Consider the following 20,384-nt stretch of genomic DNA (forward strand, 5'->3'; position numbering starts at 1 on the left):
TTCTAATTTACACGCTTAACCTCCACCCATTGGCCAGGCACGCGTGCATTAATGGTGTTGTCGTACATGGCTTGAGCTCCAACGGCCGGCAGATAGAAACGTCCAGCATAAGTGGCATTTAAGGCTACTTTAAAGAGTTTTCTCTCGTTCGGTTTTAAATCGAAATATGTATAAACCCTATCGTCCCGAATATCTTGATAAGTATAGTTCTGCGAAGTGGCCGCACCCGGAATTTCATTCAGTCGTTCATTCAAAATTTCCCAACCTGAAGGGAATACCTGACTCAAGGCTAAATTTTCATAAACACCTCTCGTTCCAGGATTGAACACTGAAACTTCAGCAAAGAAATCAGTGCCTTGGCTCAAATTGCTTGGCTCTACACTTTGTCCGTTTCTATCTACATAAGTTACCTTAATCGTCAAACCATTCGAGGCAGCAGTTTCGTTTCCAGCTAGGGGCTGACCCGTTTTAATAACTCTGGCAAAGAGCACTCCTTCGCCCTTATTCTCTACTTTAACCGCACCAGCCTTTGCTCCATCCACAGGCACATCAATCAACTTCACTGGCTTGGCCGTCTCTATACTTTGGCTAGCACCTGAGTTCAAAACATAAGCAGCTTCTAAACCCTTTGAAGTTTTATCTACTCCTGAAAACTTGATGACCGAAAGCAGCGAGTAAGCCGTTGTTTGTGTGCTCATCCAACGATCGTCACTTAAATCATCGGCTACAGTCCTTAACAATGTCATGCCCTCGTTTTGCATTTTAAGCAAGCCCAATGTCTCTAAAATCATGGCATTGTCTCGGGTTTGAGAACCGTAATAGTAGTAATTCGATTTTGCTTTAGACACCTTCGGCTCCGAAGCGATTAACTCTTTCGCCACATTTACCTTTCCTGCCACTGCATAAGCGGCAGCCAATCTCCATTTCGCTTCTAGCGAAAGACTATTATCTTCTCTTAAGCGGTTCATTGCCCCCAACTCAGGACTTTGCGCTAAAGCCAAAGTATACAATCGGTAAGCTTGCATTAAATCATCATTGTATCGGCCATGACGCATCCAATTCTTAGCCTTTCTACTTTGAAATTTTGCCCAGTTTCTCAGTAAGTTAGAAGGAATGTTATAGCCCTTATCTTTAGCTTCCATCAAGAAATGACCAGCGTAATTTGTACCCCAATCATTATCATCGCTTTGGCCGGGCCAATAAGAGAAACCTCCTTCACTCGTTTGAAACTTCGACATTCCATCAATGGCCGCTTTGATGTTTCTTTCAATTTCAGCTTTTCTATCAGCCGTCAATTCCATAATGTCTCCTAAAAAGAGTTGAGGAAAAACTGCGGAAGTAGTTTGTTCGATACAGCCATGCGGGTAGCTAATTAAGTAATTCAAGCGTTTTCCAAGGTTGATTGGAGGAATGACGGAAAGTTCGAGCTGTACCTTATTCGTACCTGCCATTCCCATTTGCTCGAAAGACTGATTCCAGCTTTCGCCAGCCTGAAGCGCCTTGGCAATTACATCTGTCGCAGGAGGATTAGGGCTACGCACATCAATTTCCACTTTATAAGTTGCGGTTTCATTACCTGAAGTAGCCACAATTTCAACCGTGCCTATACCTAGCGTTTCACTTACTTCTAGTTCGAAATCGATGATCTGATCTCCAATTTCATTGAAGGTCAAAGTCTGTTGGGCATTGCCCATGGTTTTCAATAGCGCATTTCCTTTTACAGAAACTTTCACCTCTTTCACCGATGGCTCCATGGCAAAAACGCTGACTGGCAATTTCACTTTTTCACCCGGACCAATTACCCTTGGCAGCGTACCCAACACCATCAATGGTTTGCGTACTGGCGTTGCCTTTTCTGCTTTTCCATAAGCACCGTCTTTTCCTGCTACCACCATGGTGCGCACAGAACCTACATAATTCGGCATTTTAAAAGTATGCGAAGCGGTCTTCCCTGCTTCCAACCTGAAAGGCCCTAAGTGTTTGACCACTGGCTTAAATCGATTCGCCTTAGCACTTTCTGGCTTGGCGTTAGAACCATCACCACCGAGGGCTAATAATCGGGTCAGCTCTCCATTGTAGGCATTCGTTACATCATCGAATAAATCCCATGTTTTCACCCCCAAAGCCTGACGTGCATAGAAGTTCGACCAAGGATCTGGTGTGCCAAAACGAGTAATATCAAGCAAACCCTCGTCTACCACTGCGATGGTATAAGTCATCGCTCGACCATCCTTTTCGCTCACCTTAACCGTTACATCCGATTCTGGTTCGAGTACATTTGGTAATGAAATTTCAGGATTCAGTTTGGTTTTTGGGTTGCTTACATTTATTGGCACTACGCCATAAAGCCTGATCGGTAAATCGTTTCTGGTTTGTGCATGTGGTTGTAAAAGCGTAGTGTTCACATAAGCGTTTGGCACCATTTCTTCGGTAGTAGCAAACTCAAATGCCGTTTCTCCTTTACCAGTTTCTACCCAATAGGAGGCAACTACCTTGCTGCCATTCTCCACGCTTACCAATGCTCTTCCTTCTGAGTTTGACGGAATATTGATTTTCACTTTTTCGCCAATATTGTAATCTTCTTTGTCGGTAGAAAAGGCTAAAAGAGAAGCGCCTCCCGGACGGTTATTGTCGTCTGCCCAACCCGGCCAATCGAAGTAGGCGATTGTTCCAGTAGAGTGTTTAGAAACGGGATCGGTTACACGAATGTAATAGCGCCCCCACTCATGGTTGCCAATATTAACATCTACCGTTGCTTTGCCTCCCGTAGTGTTCACCGTTTTGGTCATTACTGGTTTGTTGTAATTGGCACCTATGTAATTGGCTATATCGTTTTGGCCACCGTCCCACCACCAGCGCCAGCCTAATTTGTAAACCTCAAAAGTCAATCCTTTTCTGTCAATCGTATTTCCTTCTGAATCCACCGTCACTACGCTCATTTGATGTGATTTGCCTGTAACCAGTTGCCCTCTTCTGTCACCCTCTGGCTTTTTCACACCCACAAATGAAGTATAGGGATAGAAAGGAATGCTGAATTGATCGATACTGAAATCGCCTCCCGGCTCATACACTTTTCCTTTAAAAGTGGCCATTACAGCCCCCGGAGAATTTAATTCTGAACCAATTTTCAAGTTCACTTTTGAGTGACCTGAAGCGTCTACTTCACCTGAAAATACCTGAGTAGGTTGTTGGTTGAAGTTCTTGGCTTCATCGTCAAATGAATAATTAGGGAAGTTTTTGAAAGTAGTCGTGACAGGGTTCAAATAAAGGTCGAATTCGGCTTTCAAGTTTCTGGCAGCTGCACCGGTGAGCCATTTCACATTCAAGTCGCCCGAAACGAAAGTAGTAGCGGCAGTAAGTCTGTCTACTCCAAAACCTAAGTCAATCTTAAGTCGGTTAGGCTTAACCGTTTCTACCTTTACGCGTTTGGTGAATTCAGCACCGCCTAAACTTACTTTGGCTGTCCAGTTGCCTGTTGGGTCGGTGTCAGCGGTTTGGGTTTTGAAATCGTAAAAGCCATCCACAGACTGGGTTCTCACAATGCGCTGCTTTGTATTTCCAGATGGGTCAATCAGTTCAAAAACCACAGGGTGGTCCTCTGGTAGATGGTCTTCTTTATCTTCTAAAATGAAGTTCAAATAAATATCATCGCCAGGGCGCCAAACGCCCCTTTCGCCATACATAAATCCTTTTAATCCTCTTTCTACTCGAGCGCCACCTGTATTGAAATTACTCATGGAGAGTGATAGACCATCGGAGAGTTTCAAATAACCACGCTCAGCCCCTCGGTTGGCGACCAATAGAAATGGCTTTCTCAATAAGTCGGTTTCTATTTTACCTTGATCATCAGTGGTAACTGTGGCGATTTTTTCTTCCTGAAAATCATAAATATCTACAGAAACACCAGAAATTGGCTTAGTAGTTTTCAAATCCGTAACAAAGGCCGTGAGTTTTCTGTTATTTCCAATTTTTGCAATCATCCCCAAGTCTGACGCCAAAATATTTTTACTTACCATTCTATTGTTACCAACGTAATAGGAATCCGTACATGGATTATCACGGTCCTGCCAGTTGTAGTTTCTACTATAGTTGTAATCGTAATAACTATCGTACTCACCGTCATTGTCGCCAGAATAGGCATCCCAGTTGTCTTCAGCAATTTCACCAGTTAATACTGGTACTTCATTGGTTGGTGCAGCACAGCCAAAAGTAGAATAGGCCCTTTTGAAGTTGATTCGGACTTGGTAAATGGCTCCGGGTTCGGTTTGAATAAGTTCATTCAAGTCAAGCGTAAAACGATTCCATTTCCCTAAATCAAATACTCCTGATTCGTTAAGTGGAATACGCTTTTGTAAAACGGGCTTCCCTACCCTGCGCAATTGCTGATTCCCATCGAATTCGTTTACCTGAAGAAATTGGAGCACATTGCGCTCATATATTTTGATTACTGTTACGTCTACTGCATTTAAATTCACTACTTCGAAAGGAAGAATGAGACCATCGGTACTTGGTAGAATTGTGCCTTTTGCATTGAGTTTTAATGAAGGCTTTAGCTGTTCAAAACTTACCGAGTTTTGAGAGAGCTTTTTCATTTTAAAATCCATGAGGTTACGAATACCTGGAAAGCTCCTGACCATCTTAACACCAGAAATGTCAGGCGCCACATAGACCCTTACATTATTACCATCAATAGTATAACGAAGGTCGTTTTGGCCTTCTACAGTAATTAGCCCCGTTAGGTCTTGGTCTTCTTTTAATGGATCGGAAAAACTGACCAAAACATAAGGGTCGCCTGTTTTTACCACTTTAACATCTAGCACCTCAAAATCACCAAGTACAGCTACGGGCACCACCGTTCGCGAATCGCGATCCACTCCCAAACTACCGCCATCTACTGTCACTTCAACCTCTGAAGCTTGTTCCTTTCTTTCAACTCCTTGTACTTTAAACCTGTGTGTAGTGCCGTTTGCCTTATCAATTTCCCATTGTACTGAAAGGTCACTTCCTGACTGCTTAAACGACACTGCCTTCACCACAGCAGCAGAATCGGCAAAATCAGCAGTATTGAACTGTCCTTCAATAACTTGCTTACGCATTGCATCTTCGGTGTCTGAAGCAATTCGTTCTATCTCGAGATCGAAATTTTGACTGACCGTTTCAAAACCAAAATTGAAATTATTGAGCTCATCCTCCACTTCTTTCAGGCTCCTCAACTTTAGCGTTCCGTTGTACAGTGTTCCGGGTTTAAGGGGTGAAGAAGGCTGAAATTCTACCACATTATTTCCAACCCAACGGCCTTTACCAGAAATACTTGGTGTGAACTGAAAAAGTGAAGTCGGGTCAGTTTTTAACTGAGCATCCGTTACGGGTTCTACCAATCGAACCATAATGGTTGATCGTGTAGATACTTTTCCAGAAGTATAAGAGGAAACATAAGCCGAAAAAGCCTGATCGGCTTGTTTGTTCAGCTGATCTATCGGGGTTTTCTTATCACCACAAGAGGTGACAAAAAGCAGGCACAACAGGGCACCCAAAAGAGAGGTTTTGGATAATGACATTTCAATTTAATTAAGACAGTAAGAGATTGGAACGCTGATGGTTCAATATAAAAATTACCGCTCCAAATAGATAACTAAGAATGATGAATTTATTGCGTACTAATGAAAAGATTAGAAAAATAAAACTGATTTATTAATACTCAATAATCTTTCAAAAACCTTTAGCGGTTACTAAATATACTCCTTTACCTTGACAGTTAGTACATGGCATTCCCAAGCCAGTTTTTCCGGTACCAAAACAATAATAACAGGTTACCATTTTTTCCGTTCTGGCTTTTGGCTGGTTTTCTCTTTTAATATTTTCTGATTCCTTGTGGGCTTGGCGCACCTTTCTTTTTTCTGTTTTCTCAATATGCCTATCTACAGAGGCTTGCATCTCTGGAATTGACGTAAACTCAGGATGAGCACCAAGCATCTCTTCAATAGTTCTATAAGAGAGTTGAACGCCTCTATCCTCTACATGCCACAACCTACCTTTGGGAGTATACCATGCTCTTTTATTATTACAGATATGAACCTTTATGTTCTTCATACATTACTTCAAATATCACAAATGTAATATTTAATATACATATTGTATTTACGAAAATTTATAAGTATATTTTTATTTTTTAGCAAAAAGACTGGCACTTGTGCGAATGAGTTGAAATTGATATGAGAAAATCAATCAACTTTCACATTCCAAAATTTGTGTGGAGCTGTGGAAATAATTTTTAAAAAAAAATTCTCCCCAAAAGATTTACCCCATTTTGCTAACTTAGTCGGCATGAAAACGATCAGACTATTTTTTCTTCTGCTGTGCTTCTGCTTTTCTCATCAAGCCTTAGCGCAGCATGTTTTTCCAGATGTAATTGATAATTGCTATTTGGATCAATTTGTTTATGAAACTGATGAGATACTTGCTAAGCTTGATAATGAGAAAATCATTGAAGTGGTTACAGCCTCTTGGGATGAAAAAACGAAAAAGAATGCTGAAGGAATACTTGGGTTTCAGGTTTTGGTGGACAATAGAGGTACTAGTTGCTTGATGAGCATTAGAAATGAAACCAATATTAAAACCAAGAAAATGAACCTCGAAAGCAGCATTAACGACAACCTTAAATGGCCAAGAATGCAACAGAAGGTTTCTGTAATTGTGGTGATGGAGTTTAAAGAGGGTGAAATTACGATGAAAAGAATGGGCACCAAAGACATGAAAACTCTGACTGAGGTTGGTGGATAATAACTGAATTCAAACAAAAAATAATAAGGGCTTGAAGAGGAATCTTGAAGCCCTTATTATTTACACTTTGCTCAAAATGGAGTTTTCAATCGCAAATAATAAACTAATAAGACCTAGGCTTGTAAGAGTATTTTCGTTTTCGATCTAAGAAATGCTTGATACCGAATTGAATACCATTGGAGTAATAAAGCGATTGATTGAACAACTCAAATTGGGTAGTCACATAGGTAAATTCTTTTATTGGGAAAGACAGGTTACCCGTTACTCTTAAGAAGCCATCGGTATAGCTATCGAAGAAATAACCAGCTTCTATTCTGCTCTTTAACTTTCGTTCATCTTTTCCATAAGTCCAAGCCAAACCTCCTCCACCGTATAACCTACTATCGATAATCCAATAAGGGTTTCCGTTTTCCTGACTTGTATTGGCTGCCGACAGAAACAGTTCTGCAAAAGGCGAGAACCTCGATTTATTATCTCGTTTTAAGTTGGCAAACAAACGAGAGGTTAATGCTCCTTCCACACCTCCATTGGTATAATAGCTGCCCACTAAGGCAAAGCTTGATTGCAAAAGCTTGGTGGAGCCACGTTCATAGTAACCAATGATTTCAGACTTATAAATTTCTTTTGAAATACCCACACCTGTTTGTACGGGGGCAAAGTCGAAACTTAATGACTTAAATACGTTTTCTTTTGATTGAGAAATACTAGCCTCCAAATCAACAAACATCTTATTGAAGTTATCCCTTTGCAAACCAGCCCCCGCACTAAACAGTGGCTTAGACGGATTATTGGCAGTTTGGTAGCGGTAGCGCAAACCATAAAGCTCATGTGCTACATTTTGCGGGTCGATATCTGTTAGCGCTAAATCGGATACACTTGCATGAGTAACCGAAAAGCTATGCTGCCTCCCTCTTTCTGTTCTGAGATTGAAAGTAGCGCTGCTTTCCCAAACGGACTGATTGAAATTATCTTCTACATAAGCCGTATTTACTTCAACAGAATTATTCTCATTATAACGAAGCTCTTTCTTTAGGGTATGGAGAGTTTCTGGACTAAAAAGTTCAGGGGTTCTATCGATCAAAAATTTCTGAACATCGGCATCGAAGTAAATTACATCTGGATTAAAGCGCTTTTCAATTTCAATCTTTTTCTCATGATCTTCGGGCAACTGATTGGCTACTAGAGCTGACCTTTCGTATTCACCGATGTCATACCAAGCAGAACTCACAAACGCCTTAGCCTCGTGGTCTTCTGGATGCTCTACAATATATTCATTATAAACGCTTTCCATTTTGTTGAAGGCTTCTAGTTCAATCCACCATTGCAATACTGTAATCATTGGGATTTCATCTGAATAATCAGACCATAATAATGCCTCCTGAATTCTTCCCTCATCGGAAAATGTGTAAGTAATGGTAGTTGCCTTCGGCCAAAGAAACGGAAACTCTTCTGGATTTTTGCCTATTAACTCTTCACTAAGATTTTCGAGCTCAAAATCTATAAGGAACTGAATATATCGAGCATAATTTTCAGGCGTAGGGTTGTTTTCGTTTAAGTGAGTAAGCAACTGCTTGATTTGCGGCACATATTCGGTAGTATAAAAGAAAGTGAAGTAATCCTTGATGGCTGCTTCGTCTTTTGCGCTAAAGAAAATTTTCCGATAGAGCCATCTTTCTGTTAACTCTTCATTTGGGTATGACTCCTTCTTTAAATAGAGGTTCAGATAATCCAAGGCTAAGGATTTCGACTGTTTTTGATATACCTCTTCCATAAAACCCCAAACATCCATTGGCTTTTCTTGGTAGCCAGAATAGAGCATAAAATCAGAAAAAGTTACTGAATCAACCGAGGCTTGTTTAAGAAGTTTAGCTTCAAGTATTACTGTTGCTTGCTCTAACTGACTATTTTCAACAAACCATGCTACCGAATCTTCTGTGGTAGTTAATTGGGAAAGAACCTCCTCTGTCGATTCATCAGTTTCACTACTTTCAGCCAAATAACCATTAATTATTTTAGCCCTTTCCGATAAGTAGTTCCCATAGTCTTCCGTAACCATAGCCCTAGCCTCTGACAAATCAAATAAAGGTTCCTCCTTCCATTTTACATCGTTAAATAAAAGTTGAGGTTTTGATGTTTTAAGGGTGAATAGAGTTCCACCAAAAAAAGCTGTTTTCGTATATGCCTCTACTACTTTGGAAAAAGCCTTTTCCATCGCCTCTGCATTTTCTTCTTTTGCAAAAACAAACCAATAGAATTCCTTGTAATTCCATTTATTCGAACTACTCTTTCTCACCGAATAAAAATCTCCGCTTTTACTGTATTGATAAGAAGAGTTTCTCCAGTTTCTGGTAATTGTACCTCCTTCGGTTGCTGTAAGGAATCTGGTGGTGGGATGTATTGTTCTCACTTTATCAAGATATGACACCCATCTAGAATACATCCCTTCTTTATTACCTGAAGTTCTGTACCAGTTCAACCCCTCTCCATTTCTGTATTCAAATTCACCGGCTGAGTTATTGGTTTCAGTAGGAAGTTGAAACACATCATCAGGGTGAATAAAATGCGTCCAAATTCCGGTGTATAAATAAAGCGACTGATGGATGTACTCCTTTTTATCATTGAAAGTATAGCCGCTTGTGATCCTAGGAAAATCAAAAAGGCTTGGTTCATACGGATCTGGGTCAAAATCTCTTCCACCTCCTTCTTCAATTTCGCCTTCATAAGTAGTACTCATAAACTCAATCTCAGGCATGGCTCTTTTCAAATGTACCAAGCCCATGCTGTCAATATAATTTGATGGTGCTACATAGCTTGTGGGATAATCTCCGAGTCGATCTACAGTCCATTTTTTTCTAGCCGCCCTAAACGCTGACTCTACGCTTTCAGGGTCATCCCAAACCTCTTTCAATAAAGACTCATGGTTATAACCATGAATTGCTAATTCAAAGTCATTTCTAATAACTTCCCTGCTCATCCAAACCGAGGTACTCAATTGTTTTCCATTTCTTTGCGTCTTTTGAATATCCCATTGATCGAAAAGAAAAGGTGAGTCCTTTATTACATTATAGTTGAAAATTGGGTAAGCTGAATACTCGATTCCAAACCTCTTTGACAGCTTAAGCATATCAGGCCACCAAACATCGGTCACAAATTCTGCTTGGGTAATATCAAATTCAGACTTAATGGGTTCAGACTTTATATCATAAGTAGGGCTAGGAAAATCATCAATAAAAATAGTACTCACGTTTACAACTGGGTAAGGTGTTCCTTCTAACCCACTCAAAATAGCCGCAAACAAAAGCCCTCTATCAGACCTTTCTAATTTGATAGTTGTATTAAAATTTATTACCCGACCATTGCCAATAAAATTTTCAAAAATGACAGGGAATTCTACGTTATTGACTGCTGTAGCCAACACATTAACATTCGGCTTAAAATTTTCTTTAGCCAAAGCAGTATGCTCTTTGTTAACGTAAAGGCTAGCACTATCTAAACCAGGTAATACGTTCTTTATAAACCTAAAACCTTTAGCTCCTAAATCATAAGCAAAGGTGGCGTCCTCTTTAATTCCTGACAGATAACCCATCCGCTGATCTTCATTAACGCTTGAGAAAATAAGCGTACCACCTTCCCCCACAAAGCCTACTAAGTAGTCTATTGCTTGTTCTTTTAACTCTACCGCACCCGTACCGTCTATTATGATTACTCTAGGCGCAGATTTAAAAACAGGGGAATCATTAAAATTTTTCAGTGAGACCTCTTTATATGGAATTTTAGTGTAATCCATAATTTTACCAATATGGCCTGAGTAAGACTCACTCAGTTCACTTCCAGCAAAATGAATATACACCACCAAAGGCTCATCTAGCGCTTCAAAAGCAACTGATTTTCGTTGTGTTTCACTTTTGACTTCATCTGAATTACCACAACTCGCCAAGGCTACTATAAAAAATAGAGCCCATAGTATAATTGGTCGATATGTAGTGCAATGGTATTCCAAACTATAACAATTCTTTAATTCTCGCTTCTCCTGGATTATTTACAATTTCGTAAACGGTTAGATCTTCCTTTTCAAAAAACACTCTGATTGTTCTTCCTTCACTTTTTAATTTTTCCATACTCACCATAACCTCATCCGTCAAGTTTAAGTTAATCGCCAACCTATTGAAGCCATCCTCACTAGTAGTATTATAGATAAACACCAATAGGCTATTTGGAATAATATACTGGGTGTTTGCTCTTAGAAACTCTTTATCTTCCTTATTAGCAAAGTACACGGAGTCTCGAACTGTGTATTCACCAAGAAAATCTCTGTAGTTAATAAAATTATGAGAGTTGGTGCTGAGTGGTTGGAATGTTCCGCTATTTACCACAGCATAGGAATAGGGTAGATAACTAGATGAAATTTCCTGATAAGCCGCAATTACATTTTTTGATAGACGCGAGGTGGGTTCTTCGTTACCAAAAAGGTTTTTCTGACCATAAAATGCCCCAGTAGCAAAAAGTATAAAAATGAATACCACAGCAATTGCTTCAGGCATAAACACTTTTTTCACTTTGGTTACGAAAGAGTACATCACCAAATAAATGGCTATACCTAAAATGATAGAAATAAATACGGGTAATACCTCATTAAATAAGTCTTGGTCTAAGTATCTGAAATTGAATGAACTTATCAGTATCAATGCGTTAACATAGATGACGAAAGCTATTAAACTAGCCCATTTATCCTTCTTGTTTTTCAACATTAATAACATGACCACAACAATAGCAACAGAGGTGATTTGTACAATGCTGATTAATTGATCATATGGAAGCACCATATTACTTGTGTAAGTAGATGATGTTACAGACAGCAAGTTTGAAACAATGAATTGAAGAAAATCTATGCCCTCGCGATAAAAATGCAGGGCATAAATACCGAACACCAGGCCTGTTGCTAGCAAATACGACTTTAATGCACGCCAATAAAAACGTCTATAATTTTTACTGATGAAGAAGGGAGCAACCAAAAAAAAGGGTGGTATTAAAACTATAAGAGCGTAAATATCTATAAGGGCGATGGCCGTGAAAATGACAAATATTTTGGAAGTGTAGGTTCGGGGAGACCTTGCATAAAGTAACCATGGTTTATAAATATATACCATAGCCGGAAGCACCAACGTAAGCGCCATTAAAGTTTCTTTACCGTGGGTGATTTGCGAAAGGTTAATGGGGACAAGATTAAAGAAAAAGGCAAAACTCAAGGTAGCCATTAATGGAACGGTAACCTTTGAGCCCGTCATTACATTCATAAACCAGAATATGATAAAGCTTAGAATAAAAGCTTGAAGTATACCGAATGATTCAAGGGTGATTTCAGGACTTATTCCTGTCATTTTTTCGTAAAAAGTCATTAGAGCATGTTGCCCTACTACCCCTGTATCATTACTCAACCAATTTTGTTGCGAAATTTCCTTAAGAATTGCGAGCTCACTAAACCAAGATTCTGAGAGTTGGTAATTATCATACTTGAGTAAGTAAAACCTTACTGTCATCGCTACGAAACCTGTTAGCGCCATAATTACAAACCCAAAGTTGACCGATAATCTTTTTGTCGGTTTCTCTTCTACAATGTCAATCAATGGTTCTTTGTCTTCTACCTTCTCAATTACATCCAACAAAATCATCTTTCTTTGGCGCCTAAACTGAACCGAATCGGAAAGCACATATTGAATACCTACTAATCGAACTCCAAAAAAGATAACCATGATGAAGAGGCAGGTCATCAAGTCGTAGCTGTTGATTTGAACCAATAGAAAAATTCCAATTACAATAACGCTGGCAAAGAAAGACCACATTCCTGCCATAGAATTGATTTGGTTCTTAGACCCTTTTCCTTTGAAAAAAAGGCGTTTCATTACATATAGGAACAGAATCCAGAGAAAGAGCCTAATGAGGCCAATAAATATGGAGTCGGTATATGGAATGTTCATCTCCTAGATTCCTATTTAAAATTTGGAATAGTTTGTAAGCCTATCTGACCAATAAAGTAATCCCAGTTTAATGGAGTTATTTGCTGTTTAACCTTCTGATATAGTTTTTTACTATCGGCATACTCAATAAGTATTACCGGCAATTGATATTTCTTTCTTATTTCTTGCAACTCTTCAACTCTTTTGTAGAACTCATGCCATTTATGCATTCGGTATTCTGACTTGTCGAATGAGTAGTTCGTGGCTACCGATTCAATAGCGACAGTATTAATGTACTTGGACGACTTTGGAATTAAGGAAAGTCCAGCATTCTGCATTAAATGAAAATCAGGGTATTTCTCCTTTATCATTTTTAAGAGATTTACCAGATCATCTCCCATATTGGGATATGGTCCCCATTCTGCAAAAGTATCTACCGTATCTAGAAAGAGTCCGTCAAAGCCTTTTTTGGCCATTTTATCTACAAAGCTTAGCAGTACCTTCTGGGTGTTTTCATCCCTTAAGTTCAAGTAATAACTCTCCCAAATCTTGTTCTTACCGAGGGTACTTTCTTTTAGTTGATTATAGTAAAAACGGCCTTCGCTTACTTCACCTACACTTATATAACCCAATACATTTTCGTTATTTTCCTTGATTAACTTAATATCAAATGCGGTATAGTGTTCTGATTCTAGAATTACATATTTATACCCTTGAATTTGATCAGGGTTGATTTTACCATAACAAATAAGCACAGAACTGGGCTGTACCTTTTGGGCGAAAAGCCCCGAAAACGAAAACAAGGCCATAAGAAGGAATAGGGTTTTAATAAGCCGCATAATAGTAGTAGTCAAGATTTTTGAAAAACTCCGTTACCGACTTCAATGTCAAAAGCATGAAGGTGGTTGACCCTACCAACATGCCCACTACACTATATTCATAGGAAACCAACCTGCTTAGGAAAAGCCCTACCACCAAATTGACTACCGAGGCAATCATAATGGCTTTTAAAGGCTTAGTAGGCTTATTTAATGTAAATAAATACAAAGAGTTAAGCATACCCCAAGCCAGTAAAATATAACCCAAACCTCCCAGAATACTCACTTTTATACTTATTGGGCTGAGTGTTTCATTAAAGGCTCTTTCATAACCAAACCACACCCATATTACTGTATACAACAAGGCAATCATTACCACACCGGTAATAAGTAGTATTTGAACATGTTCCCAATAGGTTTTCAATGATTTACGATTAAATACCTTCGGCTGATTGTACGGAATCTGTTTTTGTAACAAATCGCTCAAAGTACTAAAAGAGGCGATACTAAATTCTAGAACTCCAACAAGCAGGAAGAATATTAGAATTGCGATATCCATGCCAACCTCATAATTCTTTTCATAATACACTGCATAGGGCAACAGGCCATCGGCAGAAGTAGACCATGCTAGAATCCGATCAATGAAAATGAAGACGAAAAACAGTAAACCATAAAAGAAATAGCGGTAATTACGGTAAATCATTACGGCCGCTTTTGAAGTAGCTCTACTCACATTTCGGGTGGCTTTCATCTTCTTATTGAAGAAGTAGTTCAAGTAAATCACCATTAAAATGATAGCTACCCAAATCCCTATCCAGTGAGTAAAGTAAGTATCTATATTAGTAAATAGTTTCAAGCTCAGTGCTAATCCAGTCGCCACAACAAAGGCAACTGTAATCATCCAGCGCTGCTTCAAGGGGTGAAAAACAGCAGAAATAAGCAGCAAAATTCCTATTGAAAAGGAATAGATATATACGATGTAGAGAAAACGATATGGGTAAATATTTGCAAAGAAATTAACAACCAATAGCAGCACACTCAGCACCGACATGAACAATAAGCCATCCTTAATTACTTCGATGGTACTTTTTCTCGCCATCACAAAATCATTGTTATACCAATAATGTGATATTTGCCGACCAATGACCTGAACAAAACCGCCAGTTCCTACAAGACCAAAAATAACCCCAAGCACCACAGCTGTGGATTGAAGTTGGTTAAAGCCGATATACGTCCAAAGTGAATACCCAAAAAGAATAATGGTTAGAATTTGAATAAAAACCGGAAGCCCATGAAAAAGCCCTAACGGATAGTAATAAAAGAAATACTTTGTTTTAATTCGAAGATAGTCGGAGGCAGAAGTTACTTCACTTTTAAACTGATCATTCACTTTTAATTTACTTGGGTGAACAGCTATAAAATCGGCACTCGTAATTTGACTAAAGACTATTTTAGCCAGCTCCTGCAAATCGTCTACACCATAATCAGTCTTAGCATCAATTGCTCTAATACTCATGGATTCGAGCATAGCACGCACAACATTTACGTTGACAGGCTTACCTACCTTATCGTAAACATCTAAACCCAGCTGCTCTATTTTACGCTCAAACTCCTTCATCCAATCACCTCCATTATTTCTTTAAACCCTTTGCATAAACTGACTCATAAATGTTTTCATAAGACCTAATGAAAATATCGAGAGTGAAATTATCGATCACACGCTGACGGGCCTTTTTACCCATTTCCATTCTCAGTTCATTATTGGTAAGCAATTCAACTACCTTACCTCCTATTGCCTCTGGGTCTCTGGGTTTGCATACAAAACCAGTACCTTCCTCAATCGCCTCACTTACTCCTCCAACATCGGTAGCTACAACCGGTATGCCACAACTCATCGACTCTAAAACTGTAAAGGGAAAGCCTTCTGAAATAGAAGTAAGAATTGAGATGTCTCCTTCACTAAAAATTAGGTGTGGCTGACTATGAAAACCTTTGAGAAAGAAGTTATTTTCTAAGCCTAATTCTTGAATTAAAGCTTCACATTCTTCTGTATATTCAGGCACTGCATTTTTATCTCCGTAGACCAAATACTGAACATCTGGTATCTTCTTCATTACTACCGCGCATGACCGGATCATGGTAAGCACATCCTTTAATTCAAAGATTCTAGCTACTGCTACAACGGTAGGAATTCCCTTTAAATGTTCAGGCTTTTCTCTAGGCACAAACCTTTCATGATCTACACCATTATAGGTGATTTCAACTTTTTCTCTATCGGCTCCATACATCAGCTCCCAAGTAATATTGAATTTATTCACTGAGAGAATTTTATCGGCCTTGTAGTAAGAAAGTCGAGTAATACATTCTGTTAGTTTTATCAGAAATACCTTTATGAAATATGAGTAGTCAGAACGATTAATATAAAGTAAACGCTCCCTTACGTACACCCCATGTTCTGTAATCATGAGTGGAGTACCGTATCTATATTTTAAAACCAGGGCTGGAATCAATGGGAAACCAGAAAGCGTAATGTGTGATACATCCACTTTTTCAATGGCTATGGAAAAGGGAATCAAAAACCTATACAACCAGCGTAAACCAACAGTTAAATCAAAAAGTGTAGCTTCTACGCCTCCAGCCTCTGTTTCTTGAATAGCTTCTTCCTGAAAAACGCGCCATACCTCTTCGCTCTTCATGGTTTCCTTGTAGTCGTAGTCCTTAAAGTATTCCCACATACTCCGGAACACAAAATCAAGCGCCTCCATGTTCTCAGAATCACTGTAAAGTAGGTCCAAGAATTTTTTAAAAATGGGAACAAAGTGCTTTTGGATGGCTTCTGGTGAAGTATTTTCTTTCTTACTAACAACCTTATAGTATTCTCTACTAAAGCTAACATAGTCTTGAGGTTCGTCTGGAGCCCAAAGCGGAACTTGAATGACCTTTTTTACATTCTCGCTAAGCTCAAAAATAGGTTCCTTCTCAAAGCCAGCATTGATGGAATATAGTGTATAGTTAACGTTTGACACCCTATCGCAGAGCATGTGGCTCCATGTAGAAATTCCTCCTCCATAAAACGGATAGGTCCCTTCTGAGATTAACAATACATCGATTTTTCCCTTCTTTTTAGTAGGCATATAGTTGGTACGGGGTGTCATTCATTGTAAATCCATCATTAAAGTATGGACACACGTATTGAATGAGTATATTTTATACAAAAATAACATAATAAAGTTGAGGAATAATTTAAAGCTATTGCTCAACTTTATTCTTTAATACACACAGTTTGTTTAAATATTTGGTAAGCCGATTTTTAGCTACTCCATTTCTATTACCAAATCTTCTTGATCTAGCATAGTTCCAGCCATTAAGTGAATTTTCTTCACTTTACCGGCTTTTGGAGCAGAAACCGTAGTTTCCATTTTCATCGCTTCAATCACAAATAATCCAGTATTGGCTTTTACTTCTTGCCCTTCCTTCACTTTAATTTCTGCCAATCGGCCTTGCAAAGGTGAGCCAATCTCATTTTCGGCTTCTGCTTTACGATGAACTGCTTTGGTTACTTTTACATTCTGATCTTTTACTTCAATGACTCTGGTTTGACCGTTCAAATCGAAATATACTTTTCTTATAGCATCTTCGTCTGGCTCAGACTTATGTAGCATTTTTACAATGATATGTTTGCCCTTGCCTATTTGAACAAACACTTCTTCGTTCTCTTTTAAACCATAGAAAAACGCTTTTGTTGGAAGATGTCGTACTTCTCCGTAAGTCAGCCAGTGCTCATAGAAATCCCTGAACACTTTTGGATAAAGTTTATAAGACAGAAAGTCTAATTCATCACAATATTCATCAAAGTCGATTTGAAACTGCTTAAACTCTTTATCGAAATCCACTGGCTCTAAATGAGCATTTGGCCGATCGGTATAAGCCGTTTTTCCTTTGAGAATAATTTTCGAAAGCTCTTGAGGGAAACCTCCAGGAGTTTGTCCTAAATCTCCTCTGAATAAACTCACCACCGATTCTGGAAATGAAAGAGACTCTCCACGGGTCATTATATCTTCAACCGTTAGGTTATTCGAGGTCATATAAATGGCCATATCGCCCACCACTTTTGATGATGGGGTTACTTTAACTATATCTCCAAATAACTTATTGACGATTGCGTAATTCCTTTTTACTTCTTCAAACTTATGCTCTAAACCTAAGGCTGTTGCTTGCGGGCGTAAATTAGAATATTGCCCCCCAGGAATTTCATGGTCATATACTTCTGCCGTGCCTGCTTTTAAGCCACTTTCAAACGGATAATAGTATTCACGAACGTCTTCCCAATAATTAGAATACTCATTCAGTTTTGATAAGTTGATTTTTGGATCTCTTTCATGACCTTCTAAACAAGCCACTATTGAGTTAAAATTCGGTTGTGAAGTAAGACCCGACATTGATGCAATGGCCACATCAACAATATCGACTCCGGCCTCAATGGCGTGGAAATAAGTTGTGGCTTGCATTGAAGAAGTATCGTGGGTATGCAAATGAATTGGCATTTCCACCGACTCCTTTAAGGCTGTTATCAACTTGGTGGCGGCTCTAGGCTTTAATAAACCTGCCATGTCCTTTATACAAAGTATATGTGCACCTTCATCTTCCAAAGCCTTGGCCATGTCGATGTAATATTGAAGATTGTATTTTGAGTTTGCATCTAGCACATCGCCTGTATAACAAATACAAGCCTCTGCTACCGAATTAGTTCTTTCCCGAACCGTTTTGATACTCACTTTCATGTTTTCAATCCAGTTCAGCGAATCAAAAATTCTGAAAACGTCCATACCATACTCAGCCGTTTTCTCTACAAACCGCTCAATCAGGTTGTCTGGATAAGCCGTATAGCCCACACCGTTAGAACCTCTCAACAACATTTGAGTTAAGGTATTAGGCGCAGCTTCGCGAATAAGTTTTAGTCTGTCCCATGGATTTTCATTTAAGAATCGCATGGAAACATCGAAAGTGGCACCGCCCCACATTTCTAGAGAGAAAATCTCTGGGTGATTTTTCGTGAAACCATCGGTTACTTTAAGAATATCCAAAGTCCGCATTCGGGTGGCCAAAAGCGATTGATGAGCATCACGAAAAGTGGTGTCAGTAAACAAAATCTGTTTCTGATCTTTTACCCATTTCACCAAGCCTTCTGGTCCGCCTTCCGTCAATATCTGTTTTGTGCCTCTAGGATGAGAAGCAAGTCTATCGCTGGCTGGTATTTTCGGCTCTCTAAAATGAACGTACGGATCGATTCGCTTTACATTTGGATTTCCATTTACTGCTACTTCACCCAAGTAATTTAGTAGACGCGTTGCGCGGTTCATAAACCTTGGCATTTCAAAAAGCTCAGGGTGCGATTCAATAAACTTTACCGTGGCTTCACCATTATAAAAGGTAGGATGCTTCAGTACGTTTTCGAGAAAACCCTTATTGGTTTTCACTCCTCTTATTCTAAATTCTGAAAGTGCCCTTTGCAGCCTTTGTGAAGCCCCCTTCAATGTTCTTCCCTTTGCCGAAATCTTCACCAGCATGGAGTCGAAGAATGGCGATATGGTTACGCCTGCATAGCAATTTCCGGCATCGAGCCTGATACCAAATCCACCCGCACTTCTATAAGCTATAATGGTTCCATAGTCTGGTTTGAAACCATTTTCAGGATCTTCAGTGGTAATTCTACACTGTATTGCAAAACCATTGCACTGTATATCTGACTGATCCTTAATGAAAATTCTAGGGTCAGAAAGCGGGTAACCTTGGGCAATTTCTATTTGTGAACGAACAATATCAATTCCAGTAATCTCTTCGGTAATAGTATGTTCTACCTGAACCCTTGGATTTACTTCAATGAAATAAATATTCTCTTCGGCATCCACTAAAAACTCAACCGTACCAACGTTGTTATAATTTACCTCTTTGGTAATTTTTAGGGCGTACTCATACAACTTATCGCGAGTGGCTTGACTTAAATTTATAGATGGCGCTACCTCCACTACCTTTTGATACCTTCTTTGGACCGAGCAATCTCGCTCATACAAATGCACCAAATGGCCATAATTATCACCCATAATCTGCACTTCGATGTGCTTAGGATTATCGATGAATTTTTCAAGAAACATGGTGTCGTCACCAAAAGCTTTTGAGGCTTCACTTTTGGCTTCGTTAAAGGCTTTTTCGAGCTCCACTTCTTCACGCACAACGCGCATTCCACGGCCTCCACCGCCTGCTGCAGCTTTCACCATTACAGGAAAACCAATTCTTTTAGCTTCTTTTAAAGCAACATCAAACGAATTTAGCGATTCCTGACTGTCTTCAATTAAAGGCACTTGGGCTTTACGAGCTACAATTTTCGCTTGCACTTTATCGCCAAGCCTTTCCATTACTTCAGGTTCAGGCCCAATAAAGATGATCCCCGCTTCTTTACATGCCCTTACAAAATGTACGTTCTCGGAAAGAAATCCATATCCCGGATGAATAGCGTCTACGCCTTCGTTTTTAGCCAAAGTAATAATCTCTTGAATATCGAGATAAGGCTTTAAGGGCTCTTCATTTTCACCTATCTGATACGCTTCGTCTGCTTTATATCTATGTAATGAGTAGCGATCTTCATAAGTATACATGGCCACCGTTCTGATTTTCAATTCAGAAGCAGCGCGTAAAACACGGATGGCAATTTCGCCACGATTGGCGACCAGCAGTTTTTTTATTTTCTTGATTTTAGGTCCCATAAAGAAAGGAGGTGTTCTTAAAAAGGTAAGTTAACAGAATATGGGATAAACGGCTATGAATAGAGCCTTAT

At 39.3% G+C, this 20,384-nt stretch carries 9 protein-coding genes; 1 reads left to right on the forward strand and 8 read right to left on the reverse strand.

The window, feature by feature from the left end; all coding sequences use genetic code 11:
- Positions 1–2 precede the first annotated feature (2 nt).
- Together MB14_RS05540 and MB14_RS05545 are read right to left on the reverse strand one after the other, a co-directional pair.
- The gene (locus MB14_RS05540) at positions 3–5,558 is read right to left on the reverse strand and encodes an alpha-2-macroglobulin family protein (protein WP_062590355.1); all 5,556 of its coding nucleotides are present in this window, start codon (positions 5,556–5,558) and stop codon (positions 3–5) included.
- Between the two features lie 151 nt (positions 5,559–5,709).
- Positions 5,710–6,090, reverse strand: a complete 381-nt coding sequence (locus MB14_RS05545; protein ID WP_062590357.1) for a hypothetical protein — start codon at positions 6,088–6,090, stop codon at positions 5,710–5,712.
- Between the two features lie 234 nt (positions 6,091–6,324).
- Between MB14_RS05545 and MB14_RS05550 the strand changes: the two genes are divergently transcribed.
- Positions 6,325–6,780 (forward strand): hypothetical protein, encoded by a 456-nt coding sequence (locus tag MB14_RS05550; protein WP_062590359.1) that lies wholly within the window; start codon positions 6,325–6,327, stop codon positions 6,778–6,780.
- A 103-nt stretch (positions 6,781–6,883) separates the two neighbouring features.
- Here the strand turns inward: MB14_RS05550 and MB14_RS05555 are convergent, their stop codons facing one another.
- The 6 genes from MB14_RS05555 to MB14_RS05580 all read right to left on the reverse strand — a co-directional run bounded on the left by MB14_RS05555 (position 6,884) and on the right by MB14_RS05580 (position 20,313).
- Positions 6,884–10,780: a DUF2194 domain-containing protein gene (locus tag MB14_RS05555; protein ID WP_132644081.1), complete on the reverse strand. Its 3,897-nt coding sequence runs from the start codon at positions 10,778–10,780 to the stop codon at positions 6,884–6,886.
- A 1-nt stretch (position 10,781) separates the two neighbouring features.
- Positions 10,782–12,755 carry a hypothetical protein gene (locus tag MB14_RS05560; protein ID WP_062590362.1) on the reverse strand — a complete coding sequence of 658 codons (1,974 nt, stop codon included), beginning with the start codon at positions 12,753–12,755 and terminating at the stop codon, positions 10,782–10,784.
- Between the two features lie 11 nt (positions 12,756–12,766).
- On the reverse strand, positions 12,767–13,573 hold the full coding sequence (locus MB14_RS05565) for an endo alpha-1,4 polygalactosaminidase (RefSeq protein ID WP_062590363.1): 807 nt from the start codon (positions 13,571–13,573) through the stop codon (positions 12,767–12,769).
- Complete coding sequence (locus MB14_RS05570; RefSeq protein WP_062590364.1) at positions 13,560–15,170, reverse strand: hypothetical protein; 1,611 nt, start codon at positions 15,168–15,170, stop codon at positions 13,560–13,562. Before MB14_RS05570 ends, MB14_RS05565 begins: the two co-directional genes overlap by 14 nt.
- A 13-nt stretch (positions 15,171–15,183) precedes the next feature.
- Positions 15,184–16,707, reverse strand: a complete 1,524-nt coding sequence (gene pelF / locus MB14_RS05575; RefSeq protein ID WP_221405464.1) for a GT4 family glycosyltransferase PelF — start codon at positions 16,705–16,707, stop codon at positions 15,184–15,186.
- 159 nt (positions 16,708–16,866) lie between these two features.
- The gene (locus tag MB14_RS05580) at positions 16,867–20,313 is read right to left on the reverse strand and encodes a pyruvate carboxylase (RefSeq protein WP_062590368.1); all 3,447 of its coding nucleotides are present in this window, start codon (positions 20,311–20,313) and stop codon (positions 16,867–16,869) included.
- Positions 20,314–20,384: the final 71 nt, after the last annotated feature.

The sequence above is a fragment of the Roseivirga ehrenbergii genome, assembly GCF_001593005.1.
Taxonomy (GTDB): domain Bacteria; phylum Bacteroidota; class Bacteroidia; order Cytophagales; family Cyclobacteriaceae; genus Roseivirga; species Roseivirga ehrenbergii.